The 14,586-nt window shown below is 60.1% G+C and carries 11 protein-coding genes and 2 pseudogenes; 9 read left to right on the plus strand and 4 right to left on the minus strand.

The genetic code is table 11. From position 1 onward, the window contains the following. Positions 1 to 112: 112 nt before the first annotated feature. The gene (locus tag WGT02_RS16620; protein ID WP_208249901.1) at positions 113 to 496 is read right to left on the minus strand and encodes a hypothetical protein; all 384 of its coding nucleotides are present in this window, start codon (positions 494 to 496) and stop codon (positions 113 to 115) included. Positions 497 to 1,167: 671 nt separating this feature from the next. Continuing rightward, positions 1,168 to 2,361 (minus strand): MFS transporter, encoded by a 1,194-nt coding sequence (locus WGT02_RS16625; RefSeq protein ID WP_024318054.1) that lies wholly within the window; start codon positions 2,359 to 2,361, stop codon positions 1,168 to 1,170. 437 nt (positions 2,362 to 2,798) lie between these two features. On the opposite strand from WGT02_RS16625, the gene WGT02_RS16630 reads away from it, so the two are divergent. From WGT02_RS16630 to WGT02_RS16660, 7 genes are all read left to right on the plus strand, one after another. Next, the gene (locus WGT02_RS16630) at positions 2,799 to 3,866 is read left to right on the plus strand and encodes an alpha/beta hydrolase (protein ID WP_210363377.1); all 1,068 of its coding nucleotides are present in this window, start codon (positions 2,799 to 2,801) and stop codon (positions 3,864 to 3,866) included. A 189-nt stretch (positions 3,867 to 4,055) separates the two neighbouring features. Next, entirely contained in the window at positions 4,056 to 5,669 is a 1,614-nt protein-coding gene (locus tag WGT02_RS16635; protein WP_208249897.1) for an arylsulfatase, read from the plus strand. 175 nt (positions 5,670 to 5,844) lie between these two features. Continuing rightward, positions 5,845 to 6,153, plus strand: a complete 309-nt coding sequence (locus WGT02_RS16640) for a hypothetical protein (protein ID WP_024318051.1) — start codon at positions 5,845 to 5,847, stop codon at positions 6,151 to 6,153. Positions 6,154 to 6,268: 115 nt separating this feature from the next. Then, positions 6,269 to 7,243, plus strand: coding sequence for a formylglycine-generating enzyme family protein (locus WGT02_RS16645; RefSeq protein WP_024318050.1), 975 nt, complete (start codon positions 6,269 to 6,271; stop codon positions 7,241 to 7,243). A 14-nt stretch (positions 7,244 to 7,257) separates the two neighbouring features. Next, positions 7,258 to 8,235: an HAD family phosphatase gene (locus tag WGT02_RS16650; protein WP_024318049.1), complete on the plus strand. Its 978-nt coding sequence runs from the start codon at positions 7,258 to 7,260 to the stop codon at positions 8,233 to 8,235. Positions 8,236 to 8,301: 66 nt separating this feature from the next. Then, a complete protein-coding gene (locus WGT02_RS16655) occupies positions 8,302 to 8,832 on the plus strand; it encodes a DUF1269 domain-containing protein (RefSeq protein WP_024318048.1) in 531 nt (176 codons plus the stop codon). Between the two features lie 150 nt (positions 8,833 to 8,982). Next, positions 8,983 to 10,005: a DUF4105 domain-containing protein gene (locus tag WGT02_RS16660; RefSeq protein ID WP_024318047.1), complete on the plus strand. Its 1,023-nt coding sequence runs from the start codon at positions 8,983 to 8,985 to the stop codon at positions 10,003 to 10,005. Between the two features lie 384 nt (positions 10,006 to 10,389). Here the strand turns inward: WGT02_RS16660 and WGT02_RS16665 are convergent. Both WGT02_RS16665 and WGT02_RS16670 read right to left on the minus strand, forming a co-directional pair. Beyond that, positions 10,390 to 11,049 (minus strand): annotated as a pseudogene (locus WGT02_RS16665) (FUSC family protein); the annotation flags it as partial. After that, on the minus strand, positions 11,039 to 11,506 hold the full coding sequence (locus tag WGT02_RS16670; RefSeq protein ID WP_037070338.1) for a MarR family winged helix-turn-helix transcriptional regulator: 468 nt from the start codon (positions 11,504 to 11,506) through the stop codon (positions 11,039 to 11,041). The pseudogene WGT02_RS16665 and the gene WGT02_RS16670, both read right to left, overlap by 11 nt. Positions 11,507 to 11,720: 214 nt before the next feature. On the opposite strand from WGT02_RS16670, the gene WGT02_RS16675 reads away from it, so the two are divergent. Continuing rightward, positions 11,721 to 13,139 carry an efflux transporter outer membrane subunit gene (locus WGT02_RS16675; protein WP_024318038.1) on the plus strand — a complete coding sequence of 473 codons (1,419 nt, stop codon included), beginning with the start codon at positions 11,721 to 11,723 and terminating at the stop codon, positions 13,137 to 13,139. 233 nt (positions 13,140 to 13,372) lie between these two features. Continuing rightward, positions 13,373 to 14,432, plus strand: a pseudogene (hisC, locus tag WGT02_RS16680) (histidinol-phosphate transaminase). Positions 14,433 to 14,586: the final 154 nt, after the last annotated feature.

Here is a 14,586-nt window from a genome sequence, read left to right on the forward strand (position 1 = left end):
CATCCTAACCCACCATAACCTCGGTCCTCTCAAGGAAAATGACATGCGGCTTCGCGATGGATAAGCTCGCCAACATCCACAGGCGCTGCTCTGTTGGCGTCAGAAACGTAGGTCATTCCACTTCTTGTCGAAATCCCTCTGCTTTAGAAATGCGCTCGAGTCTCAATTCGGCAAGTAGCATCGAAATCCGCTCGTCCGGGATTTCTGCGTTCACAGCCAGTGGGACGATCAGCTGTCGAAGCGTACTCGGCGGAAAATAGGGTTGCTGCGGCAGGAAGCGTATCCCTGGGCGCAGAATTCGGCCAGAACCTGGATAAGCAACGCCCGCGGCGGCTCTGAAAAGCGCAAGCAGGAACGAGAGGGTCGTCACGGCAAACGCGCGGATATCTTTTGAGATGCGCTGATCGGGATGCGAGAGCTCGCTCGTAACATCGAGGCGATAGTATGCTCCATCCGTCAGACAAAGCTTGACGGCGCCGCGCGTCAGTTCTTCCATGCCTCTCCCCTTTGCGTCGCGTCATTGCCCAAGCTTGACCCTAAAGATGAAGCCCCGCTATTCGCGCGACATAGGTTGGAGCCCAACGTCGAACAACATCCTGACAACTTTCCACCCTCAAATGCAGGCCCGGGTGGGAGCCAGTTGCCCCTTCGTTTCCTCAAAGCGTCCTCGGCCGTACTGATAAACTCCAGAACATCCTTGCCTGTGCGCGCGAGCTCACAAACGTTCCATGGGCCAGAACATAGGTCGTCCAAGACATTCCGCCACTGACTTGACGGGAGCCGTCAACCTCCAGCCGATTTGCTGATCCGCTGAACAACGATGGCCCAGAGATCTCGACGTTGAGGGGTTAAGATTTGAGGTCGTGTGCCTGCCCTGACGCTCGCAGTTCCTTGAGGTATTGCCCACGCAACTTCTCCCGTCAGATCCGCCTACGGCTTTGGCTTTGCCGTCCAGCATGCCGCCATTGGGCAAGAAAATTGTGGTCGACCACGACACAATTTTATCGGGAAAAGGAACATTTGGGGCCGCCTGCGAAGAGCCCGAAGTCCGGCCTTCTGCGCGGGGCTAAGGCGCAGGTACACCGCCCCCACGAAAGTAACGATGGCCAACGCGATTGGGCTCGCGTCGACCACCGTTCTCAGGACGTTGGGATTCCGTCGCCGTGGTTAGGCAGGCTGGGTCGCCGTGTCGTCATCCGATGCCGGCCGGCCGTCCAGAGCGCCACTCCAGAGCGTCAGAACCAAGGCTCCCACGACAAGGATTGCGCCAACCCATGGTGTTGCCCCAAGCCCCAGTGAGGATTCGACCACGAGGCCGCCGATCCATGCGCCCGCGGCAATGCCAAGGTTGAAGGCCGCGATATTCAGGGCCGATGCGACGTCAACGGCGGCGGGGCGAACCTGCTTTGCCAACTGCACAACATAGATCTGCAGGCCAGGCACGTTGGCAAAGGAGAGGAAGCCGAGTGCAGCCAGCGTCGGAACGGCCAGCCAGGGCGACGGCGCTGTGAAGCTGAAGAGGACCAGCACGATCGCCTGGGCAATGAACAATCCGGTCAAGGCGCGTACCGGGCTGCGGTTGGCGAGCCGGCCGCCGGCAACATTGCCGATGGCGATGGCGATGCCGTAGACCACGAGGATGAGACTGACGGTGCCCGCCGCAAACCCGGTGATCTCCTGTAGGATCGACGCAAGGAATGTAAAGGCGACGAATGTGCCACCGTATCCGAGCGCGGTCATCGCGAAGACGATGAGCAGGCGTCCGCTGCCGAGCACGCGGATCTGATCGCCGATGCTGGCGGCCGGCGCCTTCTTCAGGCTTGACGGAAGAAGCACGGCAATTGCAAGGAAGGCGATCGCGCCGAGGCCGGCAACGGCGGCAAAGGTCGCACGCCAGCCGAAGATCTGACCGATCAGCGTGCCGAGCGGAACGCCGGTGACGATGGCGACGGTTAGGCCCATGAACATCATGGCGATTGCCGAGGCGCGGCGGTTTTCGGGGACGAGATCGGCTGCAATCGTCGAGCCGACCGAGAAAAAGACGCCATGCGCAAAAGCCGAAAGCACACGCGCAACCAGCAACGGCGCGTAGCTTGGGCTGATTGCCGCCATCCCGTTACCGATGATGAAGAGCGCCATTAGGCCGAGAAGCAGTGGTTTCCTTTCGATACGTCCCGTCAGCGCCGTCAGCACCGGTGCGCCGAAGGTGACACCCAGCGCGTAGACGCTGACGATCAACCCAGCCAGCGGCAGGCTGATCTGAAGATCTGTAGCGACCGTCGGCAACAGGCCGACGATGACGAATTCTGTGGTTCCGATCGCATAGGCCGCGATCGTCAAAGCAAAGAGAGCAATTGGCATAGTGCGCCTCGAATGATCTGCCGGTCTGCCGGCGTGGTTGACTGGCGAACATATGGAGGCCCTGGATTTCAGTGATAAGCGGTCACTCAATCCAAAGATCTGTGAAACGAATTCACAGAAAGTAGAGATTTCCCGCTGTGGGGTTGTGGAGGCTGAGACCCGATGGGCAGCGCACAGGGAGCGCAGCCCCGTCTCCGGCTCGTTGCGGTTCGGTAACACTCGCCCAAAACTCGTCGCGGCGCGTGGGCATTTCGCGCGAACTGCGCCTAACATCTGCGTCGTTGCTGTAAAGTCCTTTCACTTTAGCCCGGCCACCGTAAGGTGCTTGCGTTTTCAATGAGGGAACCGGCAACGTGATCGCTGCCCGCACTGTTCGGACACTTGTACCGTTGCTCGTCGCCGCACTTCTTGCCGGTTGTGGTCATCCAAGCGGCGTCATGACGCCCATTGTACTGACGGCGGCAACGCCGAAGACCTCGCAGGTGAGCATGCTGGTCGCGACAACCCGCGAACCGTCTGGCGACCCAGCAACGCTGTTTACCGGCGAACGCAGCCCGAAACCTTACTTGACGGCGGTCGACGTCTCGATACCGCCAAAGCGGGCGCCCGGCACCGTGCAATGGCCGAAACGCCTGCCGCCCAATCCAGCGACCGACTTTGCGGTGACCAGTGTCAAGGAGATCGACACAGTTCCGCAGGGGCGCGCCTGGTTCCGCCAGAACATCCAGGGCGGGCACGCGCTGGTCTTCGTCCATGGCTTCAACAACAAATACGAGGACTCGGTCTTCCGCCTGGCCCAGATCGTCCACGATTCCGGCATGCAGGCGACTCCGCTCCTCTTCACGTGGCCATCACGCGCACAACTCACGGCCGACGCGGATGTCAAGGACATCACCATCCTCGCCCACTCCATGGGCACCTGGCTCACCATGGAGGCGCTGCGGCAGATGGGTATTCGCGACGGCCATGTGAACAGCAAGATTCACAACGTCATCCTCGCATCCCCGGATATCGATATCCAGGTCTTTGCCAAGCAGTTCGCCGAGATGGGAACGCCAACGCCGAAATTCACGATCTTCGTATCCCAGGATGACAAGGCGCTTGCCGTGTCGAGCTTCATCACCGGCCGTGTCTCGCGTCTCGGCGCGATTGACCCGACCGTGGAACCCTATCGCTCGAAACTCGAAGCCGCCGGCATTACGGCGATCGATCTTACCAAGGTCAAAGGCGAAGGCCTGAACCATGGCAAGTTCGCCGAAAGTCCTGAAATCGTTCAGCTGATTGGCCAACGCATCATCACCGGACAGACGCTGACGGATTCGAACGTCTCGCTCGGCCAGGGTCTGACCGCTGTGGTCGGCGGAACGGTGACAACCATCGGCAACGTGGCTGCCACGGCCGTCGCCGCGCCGGTCACCGTGCTTGAGCAGCCAATCCAGGGCAACAGGCGTCCTGCCGATGAAACTCTGCAGGGAGACCTCAAGCCGCAACCGCTCACCCAGTAGACAAGAAGCATTTCTGCTCGTTGTTACGATTTGGCCATCGCTTGTTACCGTAACGTACTTACCGGGTGACGCTTTCAGTGGGACCGTGCGGTCGTCGAAAACGCGACGACCGTTCAGCAGTGCCGTCTTGGCCTGCTCCACAAGGAGAGCGTAAATGTTGAATGACATGCAGGGAAAAGGGAGATCGCTATGAGTGCATCTCTCTCAATGCGGCTTCGGCGCGCCGGCGCAGGGCTTGCCATAGCGCTGGCCTCCACCTCGCTCAGCTATGGGGCTGCTCAAGCGCAGCAGGCGGCACCTGCCCAGAATACGGCCAAACCGAACATCCTGGTCATCTTCGGCGACGACATCGGCCAGACCAACATCAGCGCCTATTCGATGGGGGTCGTGGGCTACAAGACGCCCAATATCGACCGCATTGCCAAGGAAGGCACGCTGTTCACGGACTACTATGCCGAAAACAGCTGCACGGCCGGTCGCTCGACATTCATCACCGGGCAGGTCTGCCTTCGAACGGGTCTTTGCAAGGTAGGCATCCCCGGAGCGACGGTCGGTCTGCAGGCGCGTGACATTACCATCGCACAGGCGCTAAAGCCGCTTGGTTACGCAACGGGCCAGTTTGGCAAGAACCATCTTGGCGACCGCGACGAATTCCTGCCCACGAAGCACGGTTTCGACGAGTTTTTCGGCAACCTCTATCATCTGAATGCCGAGGAAGAGCCGGAGCGTCCCTACTATCCGAAGAACGACCAGGAATTCGTGAAGGCCAATTCGCCGCGCGGCGTGCTGCATTCCTTCGCGGATGGCAGGGTCGAGGATACCGGTGCGCTGAACCGCAAGCGGATGGAAACGATCGACGATGAAACGACTGCTGCGGCCATCGATTTCATCCAGCGGCAGGCCAAGGAAGGAAAGCCCTTCTTTACCTGGATGAACACCACCCGCATGCACGCGTTCACGCATGTTCGAGAACCGATGCAGGGCCAAAGTGGCATGCCGGGCAACGAATACGCCGACGGCATGATCGAGCACGACGGCGATGTCGGCAAACTGCTGAAGACGCTGGACGATCTCAAAATCGCGGACAACACGATCGTCGTCTATACGACGGACAATGGTCCCAACCAATGGTCATGGCCGGATGCGGCGACGACGTCGTTCCGAAGCGAAAAGGACACCAACTGGGAAGGCGCATTCCGCGTTCCCGCGATGGTTCGTTGGCCCGGTCACATCAAGGCGGGCGAAGTGTCGAATGAGATGATGTCCGGACTTGACTGGTTCCCGACCCTGCTTGCAGCAGCCGGCGATACCGACATCAAGGAACGGCTTGTCAATGGTGCGAGCATCAACGGCAACCAGTTCAAGGTCCATCTCGACGGCTACAACCAGCTTCCCTACCTGACGGGGCAGCAGCCGAAGTCGGGACGCGAGGACTTCAACTATTTCAACGATGACGGGGAATTGGTTGCTTATCGCTATGGCAACTGGAAGATCGTCTTTTGCGAACAGCGAGAGCCAGGAGGCTTCCAGGTCTGGGCAAACCCGTTCACCTGCCTGCGCGCGCCCAAGGTCTTCAACCTGCGCATGGACCCCTACGAGCGAGCGGATACCGTCTCCGACCAGTATTACGACTGGCTGGCGCAGAACGCCTATCTCATCCAATACGGCGTCTACCGGGTCGCTCCCTTCCTGCAGACATTCAAGGATTATCCTCCGAGCCAGCGCTCGGCGAGCTTCAGTATCGACCAGATGGTCGACGCCCTGATGCGCAGTGTGGATCAAGGCCCAGCCGTCGGGAAATAGCAAAGCGCCATGAGCGGGTTGGCTTTTTGAGCGGCCCGCTCGATCTTGTTCACGGTGGAGCCATGACAGCACGCGCCGATAGCCTCGATAGACGACGGGCACCTTCACGCTGCCTCCCGCAACGATTAAATTCAGCTCCTCCGATGACGGCAAGTTCGCTCGAGGCACCGCACAGTTGCCACCGACGCAGTTCCCAGCTGGCTGCCCAACCGGCAGCGACAGCGACGCGCTTCCTTTCGCGGTCCGCGGCGTCACCATCACACAGTCGTTCGATCGCGATCGCGCCAACCTCAAGGCAAGCGAAGCCCCGGTACGAACCGTGGTCGTCTTCGCCGGGAATACGCAGGCGATGATGATCCCGCCGCGACCGAGCAGCTACGCTCGATCGAGCGGCGCTGGCGACCGCGATGACGCGAAACAGGCGGGCGCAGCGAGACACGCCCCGCACGACGCGCGGAAATTCACTACCCGCGTTGAATCCTGAGGCTGGAGCAGCAGATTTACGCCTGATGTAACGTTTTGTGGAAGGCGTGTTACCGTAACGTACTTACGGGTGACGCAACATCTGGCGATACTCGGGCAGGCTTTCGGAGGCGACGATGGCACTGGCATATGACACAGCACACCGGCAGCAACGTCAGGGCGACGACAATGGCGACCTCGTCTGGATACCTGGCCGGACCTTCGTGATGGGTTCCAACGAGCACTACCCGGAAGAGGCCCCGGCTCATCCTGTTACCGTCGACGGCTTCTGGATCGAGGCGACGCCTGTCACGAACCGCAAATTCCAGGAATTCGTCAAGGCGACCGGCCATGTTACCCTCGCCGAGAAAACGCCAGACCCGAAAGATTATCCCGGCGCCCTGCCGAACATGCTGCGGGCCGGATCTCTCGTCTTCACACCGCCGAAATCGGTGACCGGCACGGACATCGGGCAGTGGTGGAAATTCAAGTTCGGCGTCAACTGGCGGCGGCCCTATGGCGGGCTGAGCGATCTCCGCGGCAAGCTCGACCATCCAGTCGTTCACGTCGCATATTGCGATGCGAAGGCCTATGCCGAATGGGCGGGAATGGACCTGCCGACGGAAGCCGAGTGGGAACTCGCTGCCCGCGGTGGGCTTGACGACACTGAGTTTGCCTGGGGCGACGAACTCATGCCCAACGGTGTTGCGATGGCCAACACGTGGCAAGGCACGTTCCCGACGCACAGCACGAAGCTTGCAGGTAAGGACCGAACAACGCCCGTGCGTTCCTTTCCGCCCAACGGCTACGGCGCCTATGACCTGATCGGCAACGTCTGGGAGTGGACGTCGGACTACTGGTCCACGCGCCATCCGGAACCCGCGCCGAAAGCCTGTTGCATCCCAGAGAACCCCCGCGGCGGCGGGAAAGAGGCGAGCTACGATCCCAACCAACCGAACATTCTCATCCCGAGGCGCGTATTAAAGGGTGGCTCGCATCTTTGCGCCCCGAACTATTGCCGCCGCTATCGCCCGGCCGCTCGTCACGCCGAGCCGGAAGACACCTCGACCAGCCATGTCGGCTTTCGCTGCATCAAGCGCGTTGCAACCTGACTGGGAGCATCTCGATGTCTCGATCTGTGCGCGTCTTCCTGCTTTTCCTGCTGCTCCCTGTGAGCGCATTCGCGCAGGAGCTTCCTTCCTGGAATGACGGCAAGTCGAAGCAGGCAATCGTGGACTTCGTCAACAAGGTCACCACGGAGGGCGGCGCCGACTACGTGGCGCCCGAGGACCGTATCGCCGTCTTCGACAACGATGGTACGCTCTGGACCGAGCAGCCATTTTATTTTCAGCTTGGCTTCATACTGGATCGGGTCAAGGCGCTCGCCCCGGAGCATCCAGAGTGGAAGGAGAAGGAGCCCTTCAAGTCGATCCTCGCTGGCGATCTCAAGGGCATCGCCAAGAGCGGCGAACGGGGCATCGTCGAGCTTGCGATGGAGACCCATGCCGGCATGACGAGCGAGGATTTCCGCAAGATCGTCAACGACTGGTTTTCCACAGCAAGACACCCGAAGACCGGCAAGCCATACAACGAGATGACATTCCTGCCCATGCACGAAGTGCTGGACTACCTGCGTGCAAAGGGGTTCAAGACGTTCATCGTCTCGGGCGGCGGCGTCGAGTTCATGCGCCCGATGACCGAGAAGGCATACGGCATCCCGCCTGAACAGGTCGTCGGCAGCACGATTACGACGCAATATGCGCTGGTCGACGACACGCCGGTCCTGAACCGGCTCTTGAAGATCGATTTCGTCGATGATGGCCCCGGCAAGCCCGTGGGCATCAACAAGTTCATCGGCAGGCGCCCGGTCTTTGCCGCCGGCAATTCGGACGGAGACTATGAAATGCTGCGCTGGGTGATGGCTGGCCAAGGGCCTCACTTCGCAATGATCATTCATCATACCGATGCAGATCGGGAATACGCATATGATCGCAAATCTGACTTCGGAAGGCTCGACAGGGCGCTTGACGAGGCTGCTGCACGCAACTGGCTGCTCGTCGACATGAAGGCCGACTGGAAGAAGATTTACGCGTTCGATCAATAGGTCCCAGCTGGCGCTTCTGCCGGCCGGGTGCTCCATACCCTCGCTATCAAACGAAAGGAACGGACAATGTCGGAACTCGTCGTGATCGGCTTTGATGCCATGGATGAAGCAGACAAGGTGCTGCTGAAGTTGCACAACCTGAAGAAGGAATACCTCGTCGATCTCGAAGATGCTGTCGTTGTGGTCCGCGACGAGGCCGGCAAGGTCCATCTCAAGCAGAGCCTCAACCTGACAGCAATCGGCGCCACGTCGGGCCTGTTGTCCGGCTCTCTCTGGGGCGGCCTCGTCGGCTTGCTATTCCTCAATCCGCTCGCGGGCTTTGCGATCGGCGGCCTCGTCGGCGCAGGCACCGGCGCGATCTCCGGCTCGCTCGCCGACTATGGCATCGACGACGAGTTCATCAAGTCTCTTGGCGGGACGATACCGAATTCCTCCTCCGCTCTCTTCGTCCTCGTGCGCAAAGCGCAACCGGAGAAGGTTCTCGCCGAGCTCCAGGGGCTGCGTGGCCGCGTCCTGAAAACCTCGCTGGCGCCGGATCAGGAGGAGCGGCTGCGCAAGGCGCTCTCAGGCAGCCCGAGCGAAGCCGCATCCACATGATCCGCAGCGGCGGCCCTGCTCGCACCGAGGGTGGGATCGGGGCCGCTTTCGAAGCTGAGGTCGGTTCTTCCGATGGTTTGCGGTTGCTGCGAGGCCGCGCGATACTACTCCTCCTGATTGGCAGGCTGGCGCATTCGCGAGGGCGAAACATTGGCAATCATCTCAACTGCGCCACCGCCTCGGAAATGGCGAGTTCTGGCACTCATCACTCGGTTCACCTTCCGGCTGGCAGTCACCGCCTTCACGGGATGGTTTGCCCTCGCCGCTTTCTACCAGGCCCCGTCTCCATGGAAATGGCCGATCATCGCCGCCGGCTTGCTCACCGGACTGATCACCATTCTGACCGTCAGGCGGCGGCCGCTGCTCGTTGGTGTGCTTGTGCTCGCAGCAATGCTGGCGGTTTCCTACTGGTGGAGCAGCATCAAGCCAAGCAATGATCGGGACTGGGCGACCGACGTTGCCCACGGCGTCACCGCAACGATAGCAGGCGATGAGATCACACTGCACAATATCCGGAGTTTTCGATGGCGGACGACCGAAGACTTCGACCCGGTTTGGCAAACCGGGACGTATGATCTCGCTTCGCTACAGTCAGTGGACCTGCTTAACTCGGTCTGGAGCAATCCGGCAATTGCTCATACCCTCGTCAGCTTTGGTTTTGCGGACGGTCGCTACGTCGTATTCTCGGCAGAGATCCGAAAGGAACGAGGCGAAGCGTTTTCGGAGATCGGCGGCTTCTTCAAGGAGTTCGAACTGGTCCTGATTGCGGCCGAAGAAAACGACATCGTCCGGCTACGCACCAACATCCGCCGGGAAACCGTGTCACTCTATCCTCTTCAAGTCTCCGCAAAGGTAGCACGCACGCTCTTCCTGTCCTATCTCGAGAAGGCCAACGCGCTTTCGGTGCAGCCCGAATTCTATCAGACGATCACGGCAAACTGCACGACCATCGTCTTCAAGCTCGCCCGGCTGATCGACCCTGGCATCCCGCTCGACTGGCGCATTATCGTATCCGGCTACCTGCCGGACTATCTTTACGACCGCGGCCTGATCCGCACCGACGTCCCCCTCTCGCAGGTAAAGAAAAAAGCCGAGATCAGCGGCCGGGCGCAAGCTGTCCCTGCGTCGAACGCCTACTCGAGGTTCATCCGGCCAACATTGGACGGCGGTTGACAGCGTAGACGAGGCCGCGTTTCATGAGTTGAGTTGGCGCGGAGATCTTCATCCAGTGTTGCGACTGTTTTGGCACTCTCATTGCCGCAGTTGTTCGGCATGGCCGATGTGAGCCGGGCGCCGGAGGTTATAGACGAAGCCAGCTTCGCTCCATCGCCGTTGGCAAAGCCATTCCGGGTTCGAATTTGTCGAGTTTCGAGGCCGCTTTGGTTTGTGTCCTTTATCCATATCAGGACCACGTGGGAAACGACGTTGCAATGGCGCACAAGGTCAATGCGCACCTCGACACGACCGAGTATGCGGCAGGTGAAAGTTGCTGGTCGATCGTTTTGGCAGGCAGTGAGACCATTGAGCTTGTCACGTTCTGGCGATCAAGCCAGCTCCGACGTGGGTGGTAAAGCTGTGGAGATCGACCGCATCGGCAGCGAGCCGGCGGGCAGCGGCCAGAAGCGAGGGATCCCGTCCCCTGCCGTTCAGCGTGCCGATCGCGAGTTCGGCGCCATCGCGCAGCCACGCATTGATGCGAGCAGCCAGAACCGGCCCGGCATGCCTGGGAAAGAAAATGCGATTGACGACCGCCGCACAGATGATGCCGAGCGCGATTTCCTCGACGCGGGCAGTTGCATAGGTGAAAGCGGTATCCGGGTTTGCGACAATCGGGAAGCCGGTCAGAGCGGTCGTATATCCGGCGAGCATGAAACTGTAGCTGCGCGGTGTCCGGTCGAGCAGGCTGACGCCAAGGCAAAAGGCCATCCACAGCGCGATCGCGAGCGTCAGCAGTTCCGGCGAATTGACGAGGTTCGGGATCAGGATCACCGTAACGGTTCCGCCGAGCGCGGTACCGATCAGGCGATAGAGCGCCTTCGACGTGCTGGCACCCGACAGGGGATGGGCAACGATGTAAACCGTGCCCACCGCCCAATAGGGATTCGTCAGGTCGAAGCAAAGCGCAATGCCAAGTGCGAGCATCGCCGCCGCGAAGGTCTTGATGGAAAAAACGACGTCTCCCAGGCTGGGATCGATCGTGTTCTTGCTACTCGTCATTTTCCTGTATTCCGGATAACGTCGCGGTCTTCGCCGCGATGGCGCGCAGGACCTCCAGGGCGGCCTCGACCTGTTCAGGATCAAGGTCGCCAAGGATCTGTGCTCGCAGCTCCGCCGCACAGCTCTCGGCGCGCTCGGCGACCGCTGTGCCTCCTCCGGTGAGTTGCACCAGCTTGATGCGCCGGTCCGCCTCATCCGGAACCCGGCAGATCAAGCCGTCATTTTCCAAACTGTCGAGAACTCGCACAAGGGTCGGGCCTTCCACACCGACCCTTTCGGCCAGAACGCCCTGCGGTATCCGGTCGCCATGTCGAAGCAGCGCTATCAAGGGTGCAGCGCTCGCGTCAGACAGGCTGTGCTCGGTCAGCACGGCGTTCAAAGCCCGGCGCCACCCGCGCCCACAGATCATAAGCAAGGGTGCGAACTCGGCCCACGTTTGTTTCAGATTCGTCGTCATGAAATTAGATAACATCCTATCGATTAGAATACAATGATATTCTTCGAGGTAGAGATGATTGTGGATAGGGACCGTTCTCGTCGCCCGCCTCCCGGTTCGTCATCATGTGTGCTTTCCTTCAGGACTGTGGTTAAAGGGTCTTGAGGAAGTTAAAAATTAACCATAGGCGGTAATAGTTTCTTAGAGAATCGCCGAGCATCCCGTTGGAGACCCTATGCGCCGATATGCAATCCTTGCCGCACTGTCTGTTCTGTCGGGCTGTGTGAGTGGCCCGGACCATGTTCCCCCGGAGATGCCGCTTCCGGCGAAGTTCAGCGAGGGCGGCGCCAAGAACATCGGCGACGTGTCGACGGCGGCCTGGTGGACGGCCTATCGCGACACCCGGCTGAACGGTCTGGTGGTTGACGGGCTGAACGAGAACCTTACGGTTCAGCAGGCGCTGGAGCGCATCAATGCGGCTGCCGGCGGCGTCACCGTTGCCGGGGCCGGCTCGCTGCCGAGCCTGTTGGTCGGCGCCAGCCACACCACCAGCGGCAGCATGGGCGAGCGCCGCACGGCGAGCGGCGCCACCAACATCAGCGGCGGCGAAGCCAACGTCTCCTGGCTGCTCGACCTGTTCGGCCAGTACCGGCGCTCGAAGGAAAGCGCCCAGGCGAGCCTCGATGCCGCCTATTCCAGCGCCGACGTCGCCAAGCTCACCTATCTGCAGGACCTGGTGAACTCCTACATCGACCTGCGCTTCTTCCAGGAGCGCCTGGCGCTGTCGCGCGCCAACCTGAAGTCGCGCAAGGAAACCTACCAGCTGACCCAGTTCCAGCTCGAAGCCGGTGCCGCCTCGCGCCTCGACGTCGTCCAGGCCGAAGGTCTGGTGCAGTCGACGCAGGCCGAAATCCCCGGGCTGGAGACCAATATCCGCGTCGCCGCCCACCACATTGCCACGCTGCTCGGCCAGCCGGCCGGCTCGCTGCTCGGCGAGCTGTTGAAGGCCGCGCCGCAGCCGATCTTCCGCGGCGGCATCGCCTCCGGCATCCCGGCCGACCTGATCCGCAACCGGCCCGACATTCGCGTTGCCGAGCGCAATCTGGCGGCGGCTACCGCCAATATCGGCGTCGCCATCTCGCAGCTCTACCCGACGATCACCCTGTCGGGCTCGATCTCGCCGACCTATGTCAAGCCGGCCGGCTTCTCCGGCGGCAGCCTGACCACCTGGTCGTTCGGCCCGACCCTGACGCTGCCGATCTTCGACGGCGGTCAACTGCGCGCCAATGTCGACATCGCCAAGTCCGATGCCAAGACGCAGTATCTGGCCTGGAAGCAGACGGTGCTGACTGCTGTCGAAGAGGTCGAGAACGCCCTGTCGGCGGTGCGCCGCGACGCCCAGACGGTGGAAGCGCTGCGCGCCCAGGTCAAGACGACCCAGGAAACCCTGGAACTGTCGACCGCCAGCTACAAGGACGGCGCCTCCTCGCTGCTCGACGTGCTCGATGCGCAGCGCCAGGTATCGCTGGCCCAGGCGAGCCTGGCCGCCTCCATCCAGCAGATGGCCAAGGACTATGTCTCCCTCAACGTCGCCATCGGCGGCGGCTACAATCCGGGCGCACCCAGAACCACCGCGCCGCCAAAGGCAAGCTGAGCAACAGCAGACAAAAAGCCCGGCAATCGCGGGCAGCCTGCCCCATGTGGAATCGCACCATCAGCAAGCGCCTGAACCGCTTGCTGATGGTCCATTTTATTGGTGCTACCTGCCGAAGACATCTTCGTTGAGCCGGTTGCCGCCGGACTCCGATTTTGCGACGATGCAAAAATCAGACGTTAAACTGCCGCTTTGATTGGGATATTTGCGACAGGACTGAACTGGACGTTACAATGAGCCGTTTTTGGAGTCCGCTGGTTCACTCCTTGACCCCCTACGTTGCGGGGGAACAACCGACAATGAGCGGCTTGGTCAAATTAAACACCAATGAAAATCCTTACGGCACATCGCCCCGCGCCCTCGTTGCGATCGCAGAGGCAGCAAACGATACTCTCCGGCTCTATCCGGATCCGACAGCCCTGCGACTGCGCGAGGTGATTGCTGCGCGTTATGGCCGCGATCCCGATGAAGTGTTCGTTGGAAACGGCTCGGACGAGGTTCTGGCACATACTTTCCATGCCCTTCTCAACCATGAAGAGCCGCTGCTTTTTCCCGACATAACCTACAGCTTCTATCCAACGTACTGCCGCCTGTACGGAATACATTTCCGTCGAATTCCTCTCGATGAAAACATGCAGGTTCGAATTGAGGACTACCGGCAATCTTGCGGAGCAATCATCCTGCCGGAATCCCAATGCACCAACAGGCATTGCGCGACCGCTCTCTGAAATAGAAACCTTGATCCGGCAACATCCCGATCAAGTGATCGTCATTGACGAGGCATATGTGGATTTCGGCGGTGAAAGCGCCATCCCGCTCGTGAAAGAATATCCGAACCTTGTTGTTGTTCAGACCTTCTCAAAATCTCGGGGCCTCGCCGGGCTCCGCGTTGGCTTTGCCGTTGGACAACGGCCGCTGATTGAAGCACTGGAAAGGGTCAAGGACAGTTTCAACTCCTATCCGCTGGATAGGCTCGCTTTGGCCGGAACAATTGCGTCCTGGGAAGATGAAGATTGGTTTCGCCAGTACCGCGATTTGATTGTGGCGAGCCGGGAGCGCCTAACCGTGGCACTCCAAGGGCTTGGTTTTGACGTCCTTGAATCATCCGCCAATTTTCTATTTGCACGGCATCCCGAAAAATCCGGTGCGGACTTGGCCGCGGGACTATGGGACAAAGCAATCTTGGTCCGGCATTTTCCCATGGAACGCATAGAAAACTATCTTCGTATCAGCATTGGGACAGATGCTGAGTGCGATCAGCTGGTGGCAGCTTTCAGACAAATACTGACCTAATTCATGTTCGGAAATTTGAGAGCGACCGGTGGAGTGTCGTTGTGAGGAAAACCTCATTCGAGAGCGAAAGCATTGTTTAACGAAAACGGCCCATATCAGCAGTGCTGGAAGTACCATATGAGTGTAAGCGCTCATTTCCATGCGCGTTGACGTG

Source organism: Rhizobium sp. T1470 (genome assembly GCF_042140505.1).
In the GTDB taxonomy this organism is placed as follows: Bacteria; Pseudomonadota; Alphaproteobacteria; order Rhizobiales; family Rhizobiaceae; genus Rhizobium; species Rhizobium favelukesii.

Bases quoted from the DNA above. Each gene is read 5' to 3' on its own strand.
- WGT02_RS16620 (WP_208249901.1), bottom strand. From the start codon at position 496: ATGGAAGAACTGACGCGCGGCGCCGTCAAGCTTTGTCTGACGGATGGA.
- WGT02_RS16625 (WP_024318054.1), bottom strand. From the start codon at position 2,361: ATGCCAATTGCTCTCTTTGCTTTGACGATCGCGGCCTATGCGATCGGA.
- WGT02_RS16630 (WP_210363377.1), top strand. From the start codon at position 2,799: ATGACGCCCATTGTACTGACGGCGGCAACGCCGAAGACCTCGCAGGTG.
- WGT02_RS16635 (WP_208249897.1), top strand. From the start codon at position 4,056: ATGAGTGCATCTCTCTCAATGCGGCTTCGGCGCGCCGGCGCAGGGCTT.
- WGT02_RS16645 (WP_024318050.1), top strand. From the start codon at position 6,269: ATGGCACTGGCATATGACACAGCACACCGGCAGCAACGTCAGGGCGAC.
- WGT02_RS16650 (WP_024318049.1), top strand. From the start codon at position 7,258: ATGTCTCGATCTGTGCGCGTCTTCCTGCTTTTCCTGCTGCTCCCTGTG.
- WGT02_RS16655 (WP_024318048.1), top strand. From the start codon at position 8,302: ATGTCGGAACTCGTCGTGATCGGCTTTGATGCCATGGATGAAGCAGAC.
- WGT02_RS16670 (WP_037070338.1), bottom strand. From the start codon at position 11,506: ATGACGACGAATCTGAAACAAACGTGGGCCGAGTTCGCACCCTTGCTT.
- WGT02_RS16675 (WP_024318038.1), top strand. From the start codon at position 11,721: ATGCGCCGATATGCAATCCTTGCCGCACTGTCTGTTCTGTCGGGCTGT.